General features: G+C 43.7%; 23 protein-coding genes. 16 read left to right on the top strand and 7 right to left on the bottom strand.

Annotation, left to right across the window (positions count from 1 at the left end):
* Positions 1-2 precede the first annotated feature (2 nt).
* The 3 genes from G7092_RS17475 to G7092_RS17465 all read right to left on the bottom strand — a co-directional run bounded on the left by G7092_RS17475 (position 3) and on the right by G7092_RS17465 (position 4,639).
* Positions 3-188, bottom strand: coding sequence for a hypothetical protein (locus tag G7092_RS17475; protein WP_129568252.1), 186 nt, complete (start codon positions 186-188; stop codon positions 3-5).
* A 445-nt stretch (positions 189-633) separates the two neighbouring features.
* Positions 634-2,748 carry a ferrous iron transport protein B gene (gene feoB / locus G7092_RS17470; RefSeq protein ID WP_129568253.1) on the bottom strand — a complete coding sequence of 705 codons (2,115 nt, stop codon included), beginning with the start codon at positions 2,746-2,748 and terminating at the stop codon, positions 634-636.
* 1,606 nt (positions 2,749-4,354) lie between these two features.
* Positions 4,355-4,639, bottom strand: a complete 285-nt coding sequence (locus G7092_RS17465; RefSeq protein WP_129568254.1) for a hypothetical protein — start codon at positions 4,637-4,639, stop codon at positions 4,355-4,357.
* 548 nt (positions 4,640-5,187) lie between these two features.
* On the opposite strand from G7092_RS17465, the gene G7092_RS17460 reads away from it, so the two are divergent.
* The 14 genes from G7092_RS17460 (at position 5,188) to G7092_RS17395 (ending at position 13,989) form a co-directional block, all read left to right on the top strand.
* Entirely contained in the window at positions 5,188-5,580 is a 393-nt protein-coding gene (locus tag G7092_RS17460; RefSeq protein ID WP_129568255.1) for a single-stranded DNA-binding protein, read from the top strand.
* A gap of 57 nt (positions 5,581-5,637) precedes the next feature.
* Entirely contained in the window at positions 5,638-6,696 is a 1,059-nt protein-coding gene (locus G7092_RS17455; RefSeq protein ID WP_129568256.1) for a DUF932 domain-containing protein, read from the top strand.
* 53 nt (positions 6,697-6,749) lie between these two features.
* Positions 6,750-7,127, top strand: a complete 378-nt coding sequence (locus G7092_RS17450) for a hypothetical protein (protein ID WP_129568257.1) — start codon at positions 6,750-6,752, stop codon at positions 7,125-7,127.
* Positions 7,128-7,138: 11 nt separating this feature from the next.
* On the top strand, positions 7,139-7,606 hold the full coding sequence (locus tag G7092_RS17445) for a DUF1281 family ferredoxin-like fold protein (protein WP_129568258.1): 468 nt from the start codon (positions 7,139-7,141) through the stop codon (positions 7,604-7,606).
* Positions 7,603-8,280 (top strand): DUF8835 domain-containing pootine, encoded by a 678-nt coding sequence (locus G7092_RS17440; RefSeq protein ID WP_129568259.1) that lies wholly within the window; start codon positions 7,603-7,605, stop codon positions 8,278-8,280. Before G7092_RS17445 ends, G7092_RS17440 begins: the two co-directional genes overlap by 4 nt.
* A 4-nt stretch (positions 8,281-8,284) precedes the next feature.
* Entirely contained in the window at positions 8,285-8,878 is a 594-nt protein-coding gene (locus G7092_RS17435) for a PRTRC system protein E (RefSeq protein ID WP_112658700.1), read from the top strand.
* Between the two features lie 11 nt (positions 8,879-8,889).
* On the top strand, positions 8,890-9,108 hold the full coding sequence (locus G7092_RS17430) for a PRTRC system protein C (protein WP_112658702.1): 219 nt from the start codon (positions 8,890-8,892) through the stop codon (positions 9,106-9,108).
* Positions 9,109-9,113: 5 nt separating this feature from the next.
* Positions 9,114-9,287 (top strand): hypothetical protein, encoded by a 174-nt coding sequence (locus tag G7092_RS17425; protein ID WP_166091205.1) that lies wholly within the window; start codon positions 9,114-9,116, stop codon positions 9,285-9,287.
* A gap of 50 nt (positions 9,288-9,337) precedes the next feature.
* Positions 9,338-10,264 (top strand): hypothetical protein, encoded by a 927-nt coding sequence (locus tag G7092_RS17420; protein ID WP_129568260.1) that lies wholly within the window; start codon positions 9,338-9,340, stop codon positions 10,262-10,264.
* Positions 10,257-11,000, top strand: a complete 744-nt coding sequence (locus G7092_RS17415) for a PRTRC system protein B (RefSeq protein ID WP_129568261.1) — start codon at positions 10,257-10,259, stop codon at positions 10,998-11,000. The genes G7092_RS17420 and G7092_RS17415 overlap by 8 nt, the downstream gene beginning before the upstream one ends.
* Complete coding sequence (locus G7092_RS17410) at positions 10,997-11,878, top strand: PRTRC system ThiF family protein (RefSeq protein WP_129568262.1); 882 nt, start codon at positions 10,997-10,999, stop codon at positions 11,876-11,878. The genes G7092_RS17415 and G7092_RS17410 overlap by 4 nt, the downstream gene beginning before the upstream one ends.
* A 17-nt stretch (positions 11,879-11,895) precedes the next feature.
* On the top strand, positions 11,896-12,078 hold the full coding sequence (locus G7092_RS17405) for a hypothetical protein (protein WP_129568263.1): 183 nt from the start codon (positions 11,896-11,898) through the stop codon (positions 12,076-12,078).
* A 142-nt stretch (positions 12,079-12,220) separates the two neighbouring features.
* Positions 12,221-13,357: a hypothetical protein gene (locus G7092_RS17400; protein WP_129568264.1), complete on the top strand. Its 1,137-nt coding sequence runs from the start codon at positions 12,221-12,223 to the stop codon at positions 13,355-13,357.
* A 221-nt stretch (positions 13,358-13,578) separates the two neighbouring features.
* On the top strand, positions 13,579-13,989 hold the full coding sequence (locus G7092_RS17395; RefSeq protein WP_129568265.1) for a hypothetical protein: 411 nt from the start codon (positions 13,579-13,581) through the stop codon (positions 13,987-13,989).
* A gap of 123 nt (positions 13,990-14,112) precedes the next feature.
* On the opposite strand, the gene G7092_RS17390 is transcribed toward G7092_RS17395, so the two are convergent.
* The 4 genes from G7092_RS17390 to G7092_RS17375 all read right to left on the bottom strand — a co-directional run bounded on the left by G7092_RS17390 (position 14,113) and on the right by G7092_RS17375 (position 20,428).
* Positions 14,113-15,033: a hypothetical protein gene (locus tag G7092_RS17390; protein ID WP_129568266.1), complete on the bottom strand. Its 921-nt coding sequence runs from the start codon at positions 15,031-15,033 to the stop codon at positions 14,113-14,115.
* Between the two features lie 117 nt (positions 15,034-15,150).
* Positions 15,151-16,803, bottom strand: a complete 1,653-nt coding sequence (gene glgP / locus G7092_RS17385) for an alpha-glucan family phosphorylase (protein WP_129568267.1) — start codon at positions 16,801-16,803, stop codon at positions 15,151-15,153.
* A gap of 30 nt (positions 16,804-16,833) precedes the next feature.
* Positions 16,834-19,227 carry a phosphoketolase family protein gene (locus tag G7092_RS17380; protein ID WP_129568268.1) on the bottom strand — a complete coding sequence of 798 codons (2,394 nt, stop codon included), beginning with the start codon at positions 19,225-19,227 and terminating at the stop codon, positions 16,834-16,836.
* Positions 19,228-19,231: 4 nt separating this feature from the next.
* A complete protein-coding gene (locus G7092_RS17375) occupies positions 19,232-20,428 on the bottom strand; it encodes an acetate/propionate family kinase (RefSeq protein ID WP_129568269.1) in 1,197 nt (398 codons plus the stop codon).
* Positions 20,429-20,932: 504 nt separating this feature from the next.
* Between G7092_RS17375 and G7092_RS31050 the strand changes: the two genes are divergently transcribed.
* Together G7092_RS31050 and G7092_RS17370 are read left to right on the top strand one after the other, a co-directional pair.
* The gene (locus G7092_RS31050) at positions 20,933-21,322 is read left to right on the top strand and encodes an HYC_CC_PP family protein (RefSeq protein ID WP_438861465.1); all 390 of its coding nucleotides are present in this window, start codon (positions 20,933-20,935) and stop codon (positions 21,320-21,322) included.
* Positions 21,323-21,563: 241 nt separating this feature from the next.
* Positions 21,564-22,151 (top strand): hypothetical protein, encoded by a 588-nt coding sequence (locus G7092_RS17370; protein ID WP_129568270.1) that lies wholly within the window; start codon positions 21,564-21,566, stop codon positions 22,149-22,151.
* The last annotated feature ends 81 nt before the right edge of the window (positions 22,152-22,232 follow it).

Below are 22,232 nucleotides of genomic sequence, written 5' to 3'. Positions count from 1 at the left end.
ATTTAATGCTTTGAAACCATGTGGTAATATCTGATGGCAATACCGATCATCGCTAAAATCAATACGATAGATACAATGATCATCGAAATGATTCGTAATACACGCATCCATTTCGGGCGGGCATAACTTTTTTTGTTATAATAAATAACACGATTTTTATTCGGCAATGCTCTTTTTTTTCGAGCCATACCTTTCTAATAAAGTTTAATAAATAGACATTCCATGCGGACAGGCATGGGTTCACGGATCTACGAACGGGATTTAGGCGGCTGCCATATGGCTAATGCCCTATAGGACACTTCTTCGGTCGAAAGCCGAGTGTAAAGTTTTTTTATTCTTGGTAAAATTATGATACTCAGGAAACAAGTTTTGGCAATAATCGGGGCCTGGCAAGTTGAACACGGCCAAAAGGGAGAGCACTGTTCGTTATTGGTTTGTTTACGTTCCTGACCGTTTAATGTACTTTTAATTTTCACAGCGATGCCCCGAGTAATTGGTGAGCTTTTATCCTTACACGGAAAAAAGCTCATTACCAATACAATGACGCTTAATATGTAACAAGCAGCTTTCAATTCACAAATATATAATATTTATATTCCTTATTGTAATTATCTGTCCTTGACTAGTATTAAATCATTTAAGAAGCTGGTAAACACCAAAACTTAGCAGATAGGCCAAGCCTGTCATGTACAAAAATTGAATTACCGGCCATTTTAATGCGTTGGTTTCCTTGTAAACAACGACCATAGTACTCATACACTGCATAGCAAATGCGTAAAAGATCAAAAGCGAGAAACCTACAGCCGTAGTGAAAACAGGCAAACCGGTATCGGGGTTTTTGGCTTTTTTTATTTTTTGCAGGATCGCTTCCTGATGGTGGGCGTCACCATCGGCACTGTAAATAGTTGCCATGGTACCAACAAATACCTCTCTTGCTGCAAAAGAGGTGATCAAGGCGATGCCAATTTTCCAGTCATAACCCAACGGCCTGATGACAGGTTCAATCGTCTTACCCAGTATCCCTGCATAAGACGCTTCTAATTTCGCTGAAGCGACCAGCTTGTCACTTTCTAAGGCAGGGACTTTTTTACTGGACCGCTGTGTTTGATAATAATGTTCTATTGCGGCAAACCGGCCTGGAGGAGCATAACTGGCGAGCACCCAGAGAATGATGGAGACAGCAATAATCACCTTCCCAGCCTGGAAAGCAAACGCCTTTACTTTCTGTAGCATTGTTAAGCCGACATTTTTCCATCTCGGCCACTGGTAAACCGGCAATTCCATAATAAAATAGCCTTTTTGCCCGGATTTAATGATCTTTTTCATCACCCAGGCTACGATAAACGCTGAAAAGAAACCCAACAAGTACATCATCATCAATGCGATGCCCTGCAAACTGATAAAACCCCATACCATACGCTGCGGCACGATCAAAGAGATTAGCAATGTGTATACGGGTAACCTAGCGGAACATGTGATTAAAGGGGTCACCAAAATGGTAATGATGCGATCTTTCCAATTCTCAATACTACGTGTGCTCATGATGGATGGAACGGCGCAGGCCAGCCCACCGATAATCGGAATAACGGATTTTCCGTTTAGCCCAACTTTCCGCATGATCTTATCCATCATGAAAGTTACCCTGGCCATGTAACCGGTATCTTCTAATATCGAGATGAAAATGAAAAGGATAGCGATCTGTGGTATGAATACCAACACACCGCTTAAGCCGGGCAATACCCCGTTGGTGATCAATTGCGTTAACGGCCCCGGGGGTAAATGATCACTTAACAGGTTTGTCAGGGTAACAAAAAAAGAAGAGATCAGGTCCATGGGGACTTTGGCCCAGGTAAAAATAGCCTGAAAGATCAGGAATAAAATCAGTAAAAAAATTGCAAAGCCTCCAAATTTATGCGTCAAAATTTTATCGATCCGATTGCTGTAGTTCTCCTGCGAGGGTTTGCTGTCTCGTTGAACCGTATCATATAAAACATCGTTGATAAATTCATACCTGGCAATAGTTTCCTTTGCCTGTGCTTTGGAGGGATTGATGTCGTATTCTTTTTCTAATTGCTTAAGTTTTTCTATTTCTTCAGATTTCAGGTAGCTGATATAAGGGTATTGATAAACTAATTGTAATGCCAGGTAAGGATTGCTGACATTGACATCCTGAATTATTCGCGTAATTAAACCGGGATATAAACTATCCAGATCAATCGTATCCGCTTGTAAAGGTATATGGTTTGCTTCTGCAATCGCTTGTTTCAATTCCATAATTCCTTTGCCGTTTCTTGCTGATATCGGAATAATTCTCACGCCGAGTTTGTTTGCAAGTGCGTCAATGTCTATTCTTATGCCATTACGATCAGCCATATCCATCATGTTCAAGGCAATGATCACCGGAATCTTTAAATCGGCGACCTGTGTGTACAATAGGAGGTTCCGTTTTAAATTGGAAGCATCCGCGATGAATATCAGGAGATCAGGGTGTCCGCTGTTTTGCGTATCTGCTAATACCTCTAATACGATGGCTTCATCTTTACTCTTTGGGTATAGGCTATAGGTTCCAGGAAGATCGATAATCTGTGCGGTCCGGCCTTCAGGCAATTTTGCAAGTCCTGTTTTTTTTTCAACGGTAACTCCTGGAAAGTTTCCCACTTTTTGATTCATGCCGGTCAAAGCATTAAATAAGGACGATTTTCCGGTATTCGGGTTGCCGATCAAGGCAACTTTAAGATCAATTTTCACCACCTTTTAGATTTATAGAATAAATAATTTAATCAGTCGCACTCGCTATTAATTAACAATTTTGAAGTATTGCCAAGCTTTATAAATGATCACAATGATCATTAAACCACCGATTATGAACATGGCTATAATCCTTACAATTCGCATCCACAGCGGCTTTTTATAGCTTTTACCCGAGTAAACCCCGGTTGGTGTTCGTCTGACTCTTTTTCTTTTTTTGGCCATCATTATTTGTTTTACATTCCCGTTTGGATATGCTTATTTAGCAATAATGTTAAGGTGATTGATTGAAAACGAGATGATCTTGTCAAACATGAAGAATAGATAAGTTAAATACTTTTATAAAGGCACGACGTGCCATTGCCGGTCATAGACCAGCTATTAAGAAAGTACGCTTATCTGTGGTGGCTGCCAGATGGCTAAGACAATTTTGGATAGACCGGGATGATGGTAAGGAGCGTAATCCTTGTTCTCATTTTCGGTTGCTAAAACAACAACGTGGAACAGCGTTTTGGTTACTATAAAACCCCCACAGGTATTGCAGGAAAAAAAGGGTGAACAACCCTGGCACTCCTTTTTTGTGGAGTGTTTCTTTGCAAGTAGGTTTTTGATGTTAGCGCGAACTTCGCATTCCCTGTCCGAACAGCACGGCCGGGCTGCTGCGAACAGCACGAGCATTGCAAATAGCAGACAGAGTGATTTCATACTGCAAATATAGAATAATTCTAAATAAGCAATAATATAAATTAAAAGACGATGTAAGTTACAACGTTTACAGTTGTTGCAACCGTTAAAGTTGAAGTAATGAGGGCTGGTGCCCTTATATGAATTCTTCGAAGCGCCCCTGTTTAACCCAGATCATTAAACAATGAGAAAACAGTGAGCATAGCTTCAGTGTTGAATAAATCAGATCGATTTCTCAGATATTGTAACCGCATCGCCCCTGTTAAAATATAAGGTCTTTGGGATAGTTAACAGGAATACGACTTATAGCCTTTTTTAAAATGGTTAAGCCAGTACCCATAATTCTGACTTCTGGAAGTTCTATATAGCTTGCTCACAATTCAATATCAAAGTTGTAATAAGAAGTATAATTGATAAATGATTCCTTATACCCGACACTTGTAAAACGAATACCCTGTTGCTTAACTTGCGCAAGTTCAATGGTAATTTTGAATTACCTAACAAATCGGTTGAGGTCCTTTTTTTTCAACACGAACAGTAACACCCTGTAAAAAGTTTTTAGAATCAAAATCCCTAACACTTCCAGTTAAGTCAATATTTGGGGTCTTGCAGCATGTAATACCAGAGATTAGCAAGAAAAAAAGTAAATATTTCTTCATTTTAATCAATAGCAGGATAACAAAAAGCCCAGTCAAAATTCAACAACCATAACTGGGCTTAAATGGACAATGGATTTACTAAATCTTCGATACTATCGCCAACACTTAAAATAGCTCCTGTGACAAATCGTGCTCTCCTGGTGAAAATTGAACATATTCCGTTAAATCTTTAACCATTTTCCTGGCAAAAACGGCACTTTCTGAATTACTTTTCACTATGTCATCGTCCCCTAAATCAACGTTTTTCCCATAAATTGCTTGCTTTATTCCCTTCGATTGTTCAATTCGTCCATCTTTCCCCTTAATTTTTCGACCATGGTGAAATCCGGCCGACCATGCTTTACCAAATCCGTAAAATCATTAAAAGGTGCAAGATTGACTTTGATTACTTTTTGCATCACTTCTCCCCATTGCAATACCTCCCGCACTGAAAATACTTTATTATTTCTCGACTGCATTTCCATAACCATCGCCAGGAACATTTCCGGCGTTCCGTTCCAGCACGGCTTAACCTTGAACATCTTTAGAAAGAATGATAATACGCCCATAGCCTCTAATTGATGGTAAATAAATCTCCGCTATTGTAAATATAACCATTGTATCTACTTGTTGTCACGTCTGAATGCGGCTCGTCTAGTCACTATGGCATCCCCTTCGGGCCGGGCTTTCCGCTATATCTTCTATCGAAGGATACGCTTCCAATCCCTGATGCAGAAAAGGGAATGGTATTTCTTTTTTGCGAGGCTCCAGATTTCAAAATACTCGCTGACAGGTTTCCTTTTTACTGTCGGCTGAGGTTTATCGCCTTCGGCTCCAATGGCATTTTTTTATTTAATCAATAATTATTTTAAACGAAACGGGTAAAAAGCGCAGCTAAAATCAAGCCCGGAGTTGTCGTGGGGTTTGCAAAAGATTTCCGGCATAAACGGCTGCCTCCCCAGAGGGTCCCCTCCAATTATTCCATTTCCTTTTGCCCGCTGCCGGGCTTTACGATTTGCTTTCTTTTTTCCCTTTTTCTTTTAAAAATAATCAATCAGGGCAAGGCGGCGAAAGGAAAAGCAAACAAATAATTATTCATTAAAAACATTTAAAAATTATGCTATTCACAGGAAGATTAACCGCAAACGCAGCAGTAAATGCGGTCAAAGGGGACAAACAGGTCATCAATTTTACCGTAGCCATTAACCAAAGATGGAAAAACAAAGCGGGTGAAAAAAAGGAAAAAACCGCATTCGTTGACTGCGCCTACTGGCGCAATTCGGGCGTAGCCGAATACCTCACCAAGGGCGCAGTAGTGGAAATTTCGGGCTGGATGGAAGCACAGGGCTACCAAAGCAAAAAGGACGGCATCAAGGCAAGGCTGATTTGCACCTGCGACACCATCAAGCTTTTTTCATTGGTGGCCAAAGCCGAGCCAAAAGCCGAAAAAAAGGAAACCGCACCTTATACCACGGGCGCAGGGGCAGACGAGGACGATTTGCCATTCTAAGACCATCCACACCACTTAAAAATCTATTTCAGAAACGAACATTAAAAATTAAACATCATGGCACATAATATCAATTTCAACGAGCAAACAGGACAGCATAGTTTTTTCAGCGTAAAGCAAAAGGCATGGCACGGGTTAGGGCAAATCGTACAGGATTACCCCACCAGTAAGGAAGCATTGCAATTTGCAGGGCTTGATTACGAGGTTATCAAATCTCCCTTGTTTACCCAAAGCAGGGGAATGACCGTAGGCAACGGGGGCGAATTAATTTCAGGGATGGACATTGCCGTTCCTAACTACTATGCCACCATGCGCACCGATAACAATGCCGTATTGGGGGTAGTTGGCAGGGATTACAGCATTGTACAAAACCGGGACGCATTCAGCTTTTTTGATGCCATTGTTGGCGGGGACGGGATGCAATACGAAACCGCAGGGGCATTAGGCAACGGTGAACGCATTTTTATTACCGCCAAACTCCCCGGCTATATCAAAGTCGGTAGCGATGATTATATTGAAAAATATCTTTTCCTCACCACTTCGCACGATGGTTCGGGCAGTATCACCGCAGCTTTTACCCCCGTTAGAATTGTCTGCCAAAATACCCTCGGCGCTGCACTCCGTAACAGCTCCAATACGATTAAGATACGGCACACCGCCAATGCAGAGGACAGGCTGAAAGAAGCCCACAAGGTTATGGGCATATCCAACAAAATGGCCGATGAACTGGACGGCATCTTTAACCAATGGACAAAGGTGCGCATCACCGATAAGGACGTCATGAAGCTGATACAGCAGGCAATGGCACCGAGCAAGGAAGTACTAAAAAGCCTGAAAACAGGGGAGGAACTTTCAACCGTTCTTAAAAACATCTGCGATAACGCCTTTATGTACGCAATGGCAAGCCCCACCCAACAGACCGAAACGACCAAAGGGACTTTGTTCGGGGCATTCAACGCCATCACAGGCTACTTCCAAAATGTCAAGGAATACAAGGACGATGAAGCCAAAGTAAAATCCATCATAGGCGGTACAGGACAACTGCGCACACAGGCTGCATTCGACCTATGCCTCGGCTATGCCAAAAACGGGGCAGAAGCATTAACCCTCAATTAGTAATCAGGAGGGGGAGCAATCCCCCTCATTTTAAAACCATAAAAAACAACGTCATGCAAGCATTACATAAATTCAATAATGTAGAAAAAGCGAAGCTTTTACATGCGCTTTTTATCCATCAAATTCCCGGCTTTTTAACCTATGTACAGGAACTGTCAGCCTTTATGAAAGACCATCCCGACGAGGTACGCAAGGTTTGGAAAAACCAGTTGTTCGGGGTAGACTTTTGGTTTCAGCTATCCGAACAGGCAGACCGTAAAATCAAACAATACGGTAAGCAACTGGAGAAAAGCAGCAACCTGTTTGCCGACCAGCTTTTTGACGGCTATAGTGCCTTGTACCTGCATCACTGCCTGACCACCTACACCGAAAAGGGCAAGCATACCGACCCGAAATTCAGAACAGCAGTTGACCTTTTCTTTAACCCTTAACCATTCAAACTATGGCAAATATGTGCAGAAATATGGCGGTGTTCACAGGTGAACAAAGCCAGTTACAAAAAATAGCGATGCTGTTTACCCACATGGCAATCAAGGAAAAACAGGAAGAAAAAGGACAGCTACCCGACTTTGTCACACCTGATAAGGATTGGTTCTTTAACATCGAGTGGGACGGCGATACCCTGTTTTATGATACCCGGTGGTCACCAAATTTTAGTGCGATGCAACAGGTAGCAGACCACTATCAGGTCGGTTTCATACTGGACTATACAGAAACGGGCAACCTGATTTATGGTCAGGCAAGCTACGAACAGGGCGAACTAAACGACATCTTTTTGAAGCCGTCAGACTTTGACCTTTACGAGTTTGACGAGGAAACGGATACCTACACTTTTGAAAATAACACCTACGAAAACAACGAGGAAATACTGGAAATCCTTTTGGAAAGGAAGAAAGGGGAACGGTTATGAAAACGATAACGCTCAAACTATACAGCTTTAACGAACTGGACAAGGAAGCCAAAGGGAAAGCACTAACCACCTACAGGGATTTGAACATCAACTTTGATTGGTGGGACGATGAATTTGAGGATTTTATAGCACTGTGTTCCTATATGGGCATAGCCGTTATTAAAGATAAAATCACATTCAGGGGTTTCTATTCGCAGGGGGACGGTAGTGGTTTCTCTGCAATGGTAGACATACCCAAACTGCTAATGGCAGTAGCTAACCAATCGTGGAAAGACTATGCCCCGATGCAGGAATTTCCGTTCAGCGTTCCACAGATTGACCGCAGGGTGATAGCACTGGTTGCGGATGGTATACTGCCAAGCGAACCGCAAATCATCAGCAGGTCAAGACAATACGGGATAGTCACGGATTTAGGCATTTCGGAAGTTATCAAAGACGGCAAAACACATGATAACATCTTTGAGGAACTGGACAAACTCGAAGAATGGCTGAGAGCGATTGCCGAAAGCCTGAACCGCTACCTGTACAAATCCCTCGAAAATCAATACGAATTTCTGACCAGTGATACTGCCATAAAGGAAAGCATTTTAACGAATGAGTACCTGTTTACCGCAGACGGAAGGTCGGCAAACCACTTAATTGAACTCAATAAAAAACGGACATCTAAAAATTAAAATCATGACAACGAACTTTTTTCAAAACATAAACGCAATGAACGTTCCCGGCAACTGGAAGTTGACGGTACATACAGATGAACAGGGGCAATTTACCGTATCCGCATTATTTACCGCCCTGCACAATGCGGACAATGCCACCAAAGCTATTCCGCCCATGCTTTTTAAGGGGACGGCAACCGAACTGGACGAGGGCTTTTTTGAAGCCATTACCCAACCTGTGCAACAAACAGCAGGGTTATACCACAATCTCAATGCCTACCATAAGGAACTGGAAAAAGCACGGGTAGCCTCCAAAATGGAACAGGACAAGAAAAACAAGAACAACTCCAAACCGAAACCCGCTACTGGTGAAACAGATGAAAATATCGAGTTAAGGGAACCACAACCCAATAAGGAGGAAAAAAGAAAGGCTTATGTCCAGACCATGATTAAGATTAATGAACTGAATGCCGCCTGTAAATATGAGGAAGCAATCGCCATTCTGCCATCAGCCACCGACTATCCTGAAAAGGAAGCCGAACTCAAAACCAAATTAGCCGACCTGACCCGCAAACGGGATCAGATGGCACAGGCATTATCATTATTTAACGCTTAAACGAAGAAGCTATGTTAGCGACAACCACATTAGAAAGAGTTTTCCTGCATAAGGAAAACGGCATAGAAATCATATTGACAGACCCCGGAGAGGGCTTCGCGCCCGAAGCGGTCATGACCTTTTATTCGGCAACCTATCCCGTTTTGACCAACGCCAAAATAGTTGGCCCCGAAATCAAAAACGACCAGATACAGTACCGCTTTGAAAGTACAATGGGCACAAAAGGATAACAGCCATGAAACAACAAATCAAACGGAAAGTACCCATCAATAAAGAAAACGACCAATGGAAACTGCATCAGCTATTCAGAAATTTCACCCAAAAACTCGACCAGCTGCCGGACGCCGGAGAGGTACAGCGCAACCGGGGGCGGAGCGCACCGCAGGGCATCGTACCAATGGTTTTCTAAAGACCCGTTTTCTGCCTTTTTGGGCAATTCAGTCGAGGAATTACAGGCAAGTGGAAGCGGAATTTTTCCGCTCCCTTGCTAACCTGTGTGCCGTTTATGAAATCCCCGAGCCGGATGTTTCAGCCATTGATTTTCCGCAGAATGTCACCATTGCTTATATGCAGGTTAAGGAAACTTTAAAGCTAAAGGATAAAACAGCGGACTGTATCATTATCAAAGATGAGAGCCACAGCGCAACATTAGCCGTACTGAAAAGATTTGATACGGGCATGTGCCTGTATTATATCCCGGTGAGGCCATTGTGGAACTTGGTACAGACCGCACAGCAACAGCCTTTGGCAGAAATGCTCCTGTCGGTTTATGCCTACCTGTATCAAATCGTTAAAGTGTCCTACTATACCGAAAATGACAGCTACCTGTTCGGTGAGTACGATATGTTACAGCAATGGATAGACGAGGCAGACGACGAGGACGAGGAAGAACAGCAATACCGGGATGAACAAACCGAGGTCATGGACACGCTAAATCATGCGGGTAACCGCTTGGTGACGCTTATCAGGGATAATAATTACCTCCTCAAATGGGAAGCAAATATAAAAGCATACAGGCAGACCGAAGATTGGGATTTGGAAACGGAATGTTTGGCTGACCAGTTCCTGACCCTGTTTAAGGAATACCCCGACCGCACCCTTTTTGACAATATCCACGATGAGTTGATAGAACCCGAAGAAACCGACCGCATCAGGATGGAGCAATATGTCAGCTTTTATTGGAGCAGCAACGACTGTTTTTACGATATGCTTTTCGATACGGTCAATAACGAGTTTGGGGAGTGCGGGATAATGGACGAACCAACCTCAGTACAGCTTTTTGACACACCGCAAACGGGTATAATCAACGATTTAGATTTTGAAAAAAGGCTCTTTGAACTAATAGACAAACTATGTGGAATACTAAATAAATACGACCATGACTAACGTAACGAACGATTTTAACGATAAATACATACCCTACAAAGCCTTATTGATATATAACTGCGAAAGGGAAAATGATAATAATATCAATACCGATGAAGCCAATTCGGTATATGTGGAAAGCTATGATATTGGCTTATTGGGCAACCCGATAAACGCCCACCCCTTATCCTTAAAGGAAAGCATCGCTTTAGCGGAATTGCTGCAAAGCAGTGCCGAAATGCAGAACGGCTTTTTGAAATCAAAGGGCTTGTTACCGGGAAACCTCCTGTATGTCAATCCTGACAGTAACGGCTATGCAGTATGGTATACCCCACCGCAGAAAAGGGATTTATTCTTTGTGGAAAATTTGGGCATACCCTGTGGTAAGGGCTATGTCCCGGCAATGGTATGGAAGGCTACAAGGGACAAACTCCGTGTTTTTGCGCTGAAAGGCAAAACAAAGCCAACAGGTAAAACGGAACTATACCATGCACCCTATTTTAACACCTATCAGGATGGCGGTGTGTGTATGGGAAATGTGAACATCAACATCGACCGCACCACCCACTTGGAGAATTTCATGATACAATGGGAGCAGTATTTCTTTGGCAGTTATTTCAGCCACATGCTTGGCGGTATTGACCGTACAAGACAAAACATCGTTCATCTCTGGAAAAATCAAACCACCACAGAAAGCAGGTTTCCTGATGACACGCTGTTTACCTGTGGCTTAAACCTTAATCAGTTAATCCGATGAAAAAGATAAAAATAAGACAAGCCCTGACAGCCGTTCACGTAGTAGAAAAGGAATGGCTAAATCCCTATAACCCCATTGTGGTTAACCTGATCGGCGCAGGTGGTACGGGAAGCCAGGTACTGACCGCTTTGGGCAGAATGAACCATGCCCTGATTGAACTGAACCACCCCGGTTTATTTGTCCGCCTGTTTGATGATGACAAGGTGGAACGTGCCAATCTCGGCAGACAATTGTTCGCCACTGCTGAACTGAAACAGTATAAAGCCGTTGCCCTGATCAACCGGGTAAACCTATTTTTTGGTACGAACTGGAAAGCGGTAACCGCGCGTTACGACAAGGCAAGTTTAAAACAACAGCCCGAACTCGCGCAAGCAGGGCTGACCATTTCCTGTGTGGATACCGTACAGGCAAGGCTTGAAATAGCCGACATCCTGAAAACCTTGCATAAACATTCCGGGCATAGCCGTAACAAGCCTTTGTATTGTATGGATTTTGGTAACAGCCGTTTTACAGGACAGGTGATTCTTTCCACCATTGGTAAAGTGCCACAGCCTGAAATGAAAAAGTACCAAACCGTTGATACCCTGCCGATGGTCACCGATGAATTTAGGGAACTGCTTTTGGCCTCGGAAAGTGCCGATAAAACCCCAAGCTGTTCCTTAGCGGAAGCCCTCACCAAACAGGATTTATTTATCAATTCTGCATTGGCCAATGCTGGCGCATCCCTGTTATGGCAACTGTTCCGGGAGGGCATGTTGGTCAACCGTGGCTTTTTCTTGAACCTGAAAGATTTCAGGATGCAGCCTATTAAGGTTACACAGCCCGTTGCTGTAATCGTTCCGCTGAAACCAAAAAAGAAAAATAAGAAAGTAGCTTAATTTATATTGAAAAAGGTATGAAAATTATTGATTTAGAGGGAAAGGAAATAGCGGTGACGGATTTGTCACTGGCTATTTTGCAGGCGGACGATTACCGCCATTACCGGCACATCAACACTGAATTTGCGGAATTTGACGAAAAACAACGGCGGTATTGGGAGGACATCTATCAAAAATTGTTAAAGCTGAAAAACGAATAAAATTCGCGCCGTCCGGCCACTTGCTGCTTTCATCCGCAACAGGCCGGACGGCGTGTTGGGTCGCCAGACTTTCAAAAAATCAATCCTGCCCCCGGCTATGCTTGCTTTTCTGAAACACTGGCCTATTTCTAAAATCAAGCATATGGTAAAGATCAAAGAGGGCTACGTGATGAACGCCCGTGAAAAGATGGAGTTTGACAGGGTAAATGCCCTGCCACGTAAAAAGGACGGCCGTGTGGATTATTATTATAAACCTCAAACAAAATACCCTCCGCGAATCTATGTGTATATGCACGCTGAAATATGGTGCGACCGCAACCGCCGTCCGATGGGGCTGTTTCACGCCATCCCTTTTCTGACCCGGCCAATGAACCAGGAGGAAATTGAATACCACCATTTTGACATCCGGCTTTGTTACCACCAGTACGAAGACTGGAATAAACTGATCTACGCCGAGGAACAGGAAGCTGATGAACTGGATAAGGAAAATCCCGGCAGCGGAGCGGTATTCCTGGATAAATTAAAAAGCTTCCGGGAACGCTGCCCAATTGGTAAAGTTGTCACGTATATCCCGGCTGTCAGGGAGGAAGTACCTGAAAGTGAGGAACGGGTTTACATGCGGGAACTGATCTCCAACGGTCAACAATATACTGTCGGGCAAATCGGGGAACTGCTAAAGCAAGAACAGCAGGGAGAAAAAAGGCCAACTATCCTTATTCTTTTGCGGGAACTTTATAAAAACAAGGCCACAGGAAAAACTGAGCGGCTGGCTATTACCGCCGAGCAAATCGAACGAAAGGCGTTCATTTCACAGGAGCGCACCCGTAGAAATACTGTCAGGCGGGTCTATAAAAAAAATCCCCTGTTTGCATTGGAAGAAATTCGTACCAAATATCCTGATTATTCCGAGGGCATGTTACCATGCGACCTCATGACCGGGAAAATTAAAGTAAAAAAGACAAAATGTAAACCTGTTTTAGACCTGCGCCGATGCCAGCTGAAAAAGCTAACCCATAAACTCCTGGCGGGAAATTTGAATGCCCGTGATTACCAAAATACTTGCTGCCGGATCGTAATGCTCCAAAATGCCCATAACCTCCGTTTGCCGATTCCCTTAACCGTAACGCTGAACAGGCAAACATTGGTTTACGCCTTTAATTGGCGTACAAGGGAAACCGTGGTAAAGTCTTTTGTTGAACTTGCCAACACCCGGGGGATGACACACGAGGAATTGGGAAGACGTTATAAAGATATCCTAAGCTCCAATTATAGCTATTAAAGATTTTTCGTCCGGCGGCCCCGGCAAAGCCGGGGCCGTTTCCCCGCAGGTTTATTTTTCTGACAGAATTCTTTTAAACCTGCGGGGCTGTGTCTATGAAAAAAATCGTCCTGCTATTTAATAAGCGATAGAAAGACCGTTATTTTCAGAATAGGTGTTACCTTCATATTAAAATGCTGTAAGTTAGGTAATAAGGGCAAAGAAATACCAAATATTGTAAAATGGGCTTCATCAAAACTATCGGCAAAGACGGAAAGCCGTACTATTTCCGGTACGAACTGGAGAACCAGCCCTGCCGGGGAATAGCAAAAGTCTGTTTTAAAACCAGGTTCATTAACCAGAAGGACAACAACTGGTTCGATTTTAAAGTCGCTCCTTTTGAAGAGCGCTATATAAAAGTGACCGATATGTTTGACACGCCAGACTCTTCCACTCAGCAGTTGCTATTTCAGGGCAAAGGCCTGCCTGAAGCGTTAATCCTCGAAGCACAGCGGGTCTATCCCGACAAAATCATTATTTCAGACTCCGGTGAAGCGCTTTGGCCCGCAGGCCGTGCGGTCTGGCAGCGATTAGTTGACCGCAAACTGGCGAAGTATGAAGCAGGCTTAGACAGATTTATTTTGAACAGGTAGCAAACAAAACCAACGTTAACGGCAAAGCATTTTTTGATCGCAGGAATAACAAGTGTACGGGTGGCTATTGGTGCTGAAAGCTTTGGTTTGATCAGCAATATCACACGCTGAATCGACGGTCTGTTAAAATGGAAAAACAAGCAATGGAACCGTAATATGCCCGGGAAGGATATTGGTGATGTACCTGCCTACTATTTCTTCAAAATGGAAATGACGGTTAACCAGTACCAACAGATCGTTTTGCATACCGTTGACGATGACGTCAACAGCAATTAACAAATCCTTTTCCCTTATATTATTAAAAAAAAGTTGATCATAATTAACCTTTTTGCAGACTTCTTCAGCAAATACTTCCCGGGCATATGCTTCGGCCATTTCAGTCAATCCAGGTGCAGTTACATGTCCGATGGATAAATTTGCATTCCATGGTTTTGCCAGTGCCGCCAAATACCGTACGATTTGTATGCGGCAATACCTTAAATCAGCGATGTAGGTCAATCGTTCAATGTTTTTCAATGGCCAGGTTTCCGGAACAAGTAATAAGGGACAAAGAACCCTGTTCAATACAGAATGGACATTAAAAGTTCTATTTATTTCAGGTTCAGTTATGGTGTTGGCCATACCTTTAATGATCATCCATACCTGACGCTTAATCACCAGTTCGATCACTTCACTTTCGCTTGTAAACGAAACATCAACTTCTTCTACCCGCGGCTTAAAATTAGTCGTGCCGTCATTAAGTGTTTTTAAGCGATAGCGCACACCTGAAGCAGGATAATCAACGCAATTACAGGCGTCGGGGCAGGGCTTGAATAATTCACCTTTCACTACCTTATCTGAAACTGGATAAGGAAAGCAGTCGCAGTTATCCGTACAGGAGTCAAAAAACGCGTCTGCCGGTACTTTACAAAAGTCTTTCTCATTTATTTCGATGGTATTCAACAATAAAATGTCAGCCTGCATCTTTTGCGCTATTATTAACGCAAATTCTGCGGCATGCCGGGCTTCGGAAGAATTATCGTTGATGATCAAAATGGTGCTCATGACCTTTGGCTATAGCAATTCTATTTTAAGCCTAAAGTTTAAAAACAAAATGCGTTTAAAATATGATGGCGGTCACCAGGAGAAATGTTTGTTGTCAATTCTTAATGAAAAGAACTTTTAAGCCATATACATCTTTTCATAGTACTCATCGGCTAACCTGCCTGCTTCGAATTCGGGTACTATATCGTTAGCTGCGGTTTTAATCATGGCGATCCAATTTTCCTGCTTAGTATAATACATCGGTAACAAGATGTTTTCAAGTGTATCCAGCAGATTTTTGTTTTCCTGGATATCTCGTTCATCCGTCGAAGGCCTGTCCGGTGCTGGTTGTATCATAAAACAATTTTCCCTGTCCTTCGCAAATTCAGGTACCCAGCCGTCAGGCAACGACAGGTTAATGCTCCCGTTCATTGCCGCCGCCATCCCACTTGTTCCCGACGCTTCGTGGTACATCCTTGGATTATTCAGCCAGACATCTGAACCCTTTTTGAGCAATGCAGATAATCCAAGTTCGTAGCCGGTGAGGACGGCACAGTTAGCGAATGGTTTTGTTTGGTTAATGATCTGGTTAAATAACGCTATGGATCCGTCATCTTCAGGGTACGGCTTTCCCGCCCAGATCAGCTGAACAGGATGGTTTTTATTATTCATTAATTTCAGGAACCTGTCCCAGTCTGCCATGATCAGCCCGGCTCGCTTGTAATCAGCAAACCGCCTGGCCCAAACAACGGTCAATATATTTTCATCGAATAATTTTCCGCACTGGTCAGCCACTACCTTAAATAAGTCGGATTTCATTTCTTTTTTTCTGTCGGCGATCGATTGATCATTGCCCGACATAATCGCAGTATTAAATTGAATATCTGCCCAATAGGATTTATTTTGCGCGTTGGTGATGGCTATAATTTCACATATTCCGGGATTGTCGCCCCACATGCGCCGGGCTACTTCCCCGTGAAGTTTAGAAACACCGTTAGCCTTTCGTGCAAACTTTAGCGCCGCCAGTGTATAGTTAAAATAGTCGCCATTCATACCCAATATGAATTTCGCCTCATGATCCTGCAATTGGTAAAAGAATGACATCTCTTTTAGTAAACTATACGAGTGGGCCTCATTGCCTGCCATCTCTGGGGTATGCGTAGTGAAGACCACCCGTTTTCTTACTTCTTCCAGGCTTTTATATTTCGCGTACAAATAAAAATTCAATGATACGGAATGCCCTTCATTCATGTGGTAAACATCAGGTGTTATACCTAAAATATCCAGCAGCATGGCCCCGCCAATACCTAAAACTATGGTTTGCGCAATGCGGGTTGCTTCGTTTTGGTCGTAAAGACAATGGGTAATTGAGCGGGAAAGCTCATCATTTTCTGCGATATCGGTACTTAATAAAAATAACGGGGCCGAATTAAATGTTCCCGGTTTAAGCAGGTAAGCCTTTACATGTACCGGTGAATCATGGACGGAAACCGTAAAAACAATGCCGGTATCCTGTAAAAACGAATACTCCTTTTCTATGAACTCAGGTTTCATCAGGCCATTATTGTCCCTCACCTGGTCATAATAGCCATATTTCCATAATATACCGATGCCCAGCAGGTTTTGTTTTAACTCATAAGCACTGCGCAGGTGCGATCCGGCCAAAAAACCAAGTCCGCCGCTATATATTTTCAACGCCTGGTCGATGGCAAATTCCATGGAGAAATAGGCGACGCTGGCAGTATATTTTTCATCCGGCGCAAAGCCAAAAATATCCCCTCTGGTTATCATTTATCGTAACGCTTTTATTTTTAATATTTATTAACTTTCTGTCCTATCGGTCCATTTCCAATCCAATATTTCCGGCATGTCCTTACCATTCGCCCTGATATATTGTTTGTGTTCAATTAGCTTATCCATCAATTGTTGTTTTAAATGAACGCCCTTGCTGCCGGTTTGGGGCAGCCGGTCGATCACATCCATTACCAAATGAAACCGGTCCATTTCATTTAAAACGGTCATATCGAACGAAGTCGTTATGGTTCCTTCTTCTTTATAACCTCTGACATGGATATTGGCATTGTTTGCCCGGTTGTAGGTTAGCCGGTGTACCAGCCAGGGATACCCATGAAAGGCAAATATGACGGGCTTGCTGGTGGTAAACAGCTCATCGAAATCTTTATCGCATAAACCGTGGGCATGTTCCGTATTCTTTTCGAGTTTGAAAAGGTCAACCACGTTAATCACCCTGATCTTCAATTCGGGTAAATGTTCGCGCAAAATGGTCACGGCTGCCAATGTCTCCAGGGTCGGCACATCACCGCTGCAGGCCATCACCACATCGGGCTCACAATCCTGGTCATCACTGGCCCAGTCCCATATACCGATCCCACGGGTGCAATGTTCAATCGCCTCATCAATGGTCAGCCATTGCGGCGCAGGATGCTTGCCGGCAACAATGACGTTTACATAATGACAGCTTCGCAGGCAATGATCGGTAACCGATAACAAACAGTTGGCATCAGGCGGCAGGTAAACCCGCACGATGTCCGCCTTTTTATTAACAACATGATCGATAAAGCCGGGGTCCTGGTGCGTAAATCCATTATGGTCCTGCCGCCATACCGTTGATGTCAATAAAATATTTAACGAAGCTATATTTCTTCGCCAAGGGATTTCACGCGTTGTTTTTAACCATTTGGCGTGTTGGTTAAACATGGAGTCAATGATATGTATAAACGCCTCGTAACAGTTAAACAGTCCGTGCCTGCCGGTTAACAAATAACCTTCCAGCCACCCTTCACATTGATGCTCGCTTAACATTTCCATTACACCGCCCGATGAAGATAAAAATTCGTCATGTTCATCAACCGGTCCGAGCCATTGCCGGTTAGTCGCTTCAAACACAATATCCAGGCGGTTTGAAACAGTTTCGTCAGGGCCGAAAATCCTAAAATTTCGTTTGTCACGATTTTCTCTGATCACATCCCGGAGGAAGCGCCCGGAAACATAGGTGTCTCCTTCGCCGCCGGTTCCGCGAACGGGAATGGGTACGGCATATTTCTTAAAATCAGGCATACGCAGCTCATGTAACAGTAGCCCTCCATTTGCATGGGGGTTTGCGCCCATTCGCCTGTGTCCTTTTGGTGCCAGTTCTGCCAGTTCCGGATTCAAGCGCCCGTTTTCGTCAAAAAGCTCTTCCGGCTTGTAGCTTTTCATCCAGCTTTCCAGCAATTGCAAATGTTCAGGCGGGGCAGCGGCGGAAACCGCCAGCGGTATTTGGTGAGCCCTGAAATTCCCTTCTATTTTATACCCGTCCACCTCTTTGGGCCCCGTCCATCCTTTTGGCGACCTTAGAATGATCATTGGCCAGCGCGGGCGCGTTAGCTTCTCCTGGCCAACAGCATCCTGTTTAATTTGCCGGATCTGCTCAATTGCTTTGTCCAATGCTGCCGCCATTGCCCAGTGCATAGCCTCCGGCTCATCGCCTTCGACAAAATAGGGCGTCCAGCCATAGCCAATGAACAGCTGTTCCAGCTCTTCGTGACTTATCCGCGCTAAAACGGTAGGGTTAGATATTTTATACCCGTTTAAATGCAGGATCGGCAATACGGTGCCATCTGTAATCGGGTTTAAGAATTTATTGGAATGCCAGGCGGTAGCCAGCGGGCCGGTTTCGGCCTCGCCGTCACCGACCACGCAGGCCACGATTAGATCGGGATTGTCAAGGACAGCGCCAAAAGAATGACTTAAGGAATAGCCCAGCTCGCCCCCCTCGTGTATAGAGCCTGGTGTCTGCGGTGAAGCATGGCTGGAAATTCCACCGGGGTAGGAAAATTGCGTAAAAAGCCTTTTCAGGCCATCGGTATCCTGTGAAATAGCCGGATAAACTTCACTATAGGTACCTTCCAGGTAAGTGCCCGCAACTACCGCCGGTCCGCCGTGCCCCGGCCCGGAGACGTAGATCATATCCAGGTCATACCGGTTGATTACCCTGTTTAAATGGGTATAAATAAAGTTTTGCCCGGGCGTTGTACCCCAATGCCCCAGCAGCATATTTTTTACATGCGCCAATTTCAACGGCTCTTTAAGCAAAGGGTTATCGCGTAAATAAAGTTGCCCGACTGATAAATAATTGGCTGCGCGCCAGTAGGCATTCATTTTTTGAAGCAGTTCGGGCGACAATGGTTCCGGTTTAATCAATTCAGTTTTCATATTTTTAATTTTTAACGGCTCGATCTAATACCCCGGCAACGAGATTTGCGATCATTAATTCTTCATTTGTTTTTATGACGCGGACGGATACCCGGCTCGTCTGTTTAGAAATCAGTGGGGTGTTCTCCAGATTTTTTTCTTTGTCTATATCAATACCTATAAAATCGAGGTCCCTGCAAATCCGGTCGCGGATAACGGACGAGTTTTCGCCAATACCCCCGGTGAATACCAATATGTCCAGCCCGCCCATTGCAGCAGCGAGCATGCCTATAAACTTTTTGGCCGAATAACAAAAAGTGGTGAGGGCTTCTTTTGCCCGGATGTCGTCAGCCTCCATGTCAAGCAATTCCTGCACATCGCTCACACCCGCGATGGCCTTTAAACCGGAATGTTTGCTCAGCAAATCGTCCAGCTCGGCTGGGCTTAATTGATATTGATTTAAGAGGTATAATAATACACCGGGATCCAGGTCGCCTGACCTGGTACCCATGACCAGGCCCCCCATCGGGCTCATGCCCATTGTCGTGTCAAAGCTTGATCCGTTTATTACTGCCGCCATACTGGCCCCGTTCCCCAAATGGGCGATAATGATTTTTTGCGCGGCAAGCGCTTCATATTCATCAGCCAGTTTCTGCATGATGTACTGGTAGGATATACCGTGAAAACCATATTTCATTAAGCCTTTATCTTTATACTCAGCTGGCAGCGGGTAATTTTGAACGTAAGAAGGCATATCACGGTGAAAAGAGGTATCAAAACAGGCGATCTGCGCGGTATGAGGATAAGCTGATTGAAATGCCCTGATGACTTTGATCTCATCCGGAAGGTGATTTGGGGCGAGGTAAATATACCGGTGTAAGGTTTGCAATAACTCATCGATTATTTTTTCCGGCTGGCGGTGTTCCGGGCCGCCTTGTACGATCCGGTGTCCTATGGCAACCAGCGGATAACGGTGCTGCCTGTTTTTCAGCCAGTCAATGATCACATTGGCTGCGGCGTCCATATCTTTAAAATGCGCAACCCGGTTTTCCAGAATATTAAAAGCACTATCCTTTATTTCAAGCCGGCTATTATCAGCCCCAATGGTGCTGACAGTGCCTGAAAATTCAATTTGGATAGGTGCAGAACGATACAGGCAGAACTTCAGGCTTGAAGAACCGCAGTTTACCGCTAAAATATAGGTATCCGGTGTATCGGTCATTTAATTGCTGTTAGCAGCTATAACGAATAGCTGTGTTCAAGATTGAATCCATAAATCAAATATCAGTGCAGGGATGCCGATGAAAAATGACGGGTATCATTATACTTTCTGATGGAGGACAATAGAACCTTTAAATTTACAAGAACGGGGTCATCCATCGTGAGGTTCAGAAACACTCCATCTGCGATCATAAAAAATGATCACAATCACATTTCCAAATGTCCGCGATCAATTTAATTGCCAGGATATGACCATAGATTTGAACAGGATTTCAATTTATATCAAAAATGAATACTGTTCAAAGATATTTGAGGCCGGCAAAAAAACGGGAAAAGGGAGTAGATCATCTTTTTAAAAGTAAACTCCAAAACTGTATTGATCAGATCACGTACAGGGAAGAAGACTGGGCCGCTCTCGAACAAATGCTTGGCAAGTTAAAAATTTGATAATGCGATTCTGAATAAGTAATCTGATAAGTAAAATGTTATTAATTTAATCTCAAAGGTGAAACGCGCAACGCTCATATTATTAACAGCCATTTATCTGTTACCCAACCTTGGGTTAACGGTTAATAGCTATTATTGTTGCGGCGTATTATTGTCGACTTCCCTTTCCCCGGGGCCTAAACATCATGACGGTTGCAAAATGGCGTCCGACGGATGCTGTAAAACCAAGAAGCAATATCTCAAGATTAAGGATCGGCATTGGGGCGAGCCCGGGTTTAATTTGAATGTAAAGTTATTTCCAGCTTTAGACATACTCAGCCCTTATGTTACCACTCACTCGTGGTTAAATAACCGCGGGCACCAGGTTGTTTCTTATAACAACTACCGGCGGCCCCCTGACCGGCTTAAAACATCCGTTTATATTTTCAATTGCACTTACCTGATTTGAGTGATCCTTTGTCTAACCGCCACTTCGGCTGCATGGTTAGCGTTTCCTTTTGATCTTTCTGAATGCCACGTTAGTACCAGGTCTTTTCGACTTAAATTATTTATCGATCCTTTAACGCAAGGGGTCCGTAAATGAAGATAGTCCTATTTGCCGGCAATGGCGATTCATTTGATTAATCGGGGATATAGTTGCTTTATTTCTAAAGTTCTATCAATAATCACGAAAATTAAAATAAGTAAAAATGAAAAAGCTATTTAGCTTATTGATAATGGCCGGAGGTCTTCTCGCCATATCCCAGCCTTCCTTTGCCCAAAAAGACAGCAGCGGCATTTATAAAACACCTGCCGACTTCCAGCAGCAAAAATTATCCTATGCTATCAATTACAAAACAGGCAAGCATAAAATAAAGGACGAAATGTTCTTTCATGAGAGCAAAATAAAAGTCATCCATGAAGGCGTGACCTATACATTAGACAAGAACAGTACCTATGGCTATAAAAGCACCAAGGGAGAGGTCTTCAGATTTGCCAACAACACGGAGTACAAAGTGCTGAATCCCGGTGAGCCGCTGATGTTATATGAACTCCCCAAAATTAACAATGCAAGCAAAGGGCAGTTTCGTACTTATCCGGTTTATTTTTTCAGCTCCGGCGCAGCGTCAGCACCACAGGCTTTAACAAAGGAAAACCTGAAGGCAGCATTCCCGGACAACCATAAATTTCATGATGCGCTGGATGAGAACTTCAAAACAGATGGAGAGCTGGCGGCTTATGATGGCTTTCACAAAGTATATAAACTGAACCGGGTTTTTAACAACAGTTTAAAATAAAAAGATGAACGCGACTTATTTGCATATCAAAAATATGTGCTGCCAAAGATGTATTGAAATAGTACGGAAGCTAACAAAGGG

Source organism: Mucilaginibacter inviolabilis (genome assembly GCF_011089895.1).
GTDB classification, from domain to species: Bacteria; Bacteroidota; Bacteroidia; order Sphingobacteriales; family Sphingobacteriaceae; genus Mucilaginibacter; species Mucilaginibacter inviolabilis.
This window is presented reverse-complemented; position numbering and strand designations above follow the sequence as displayed.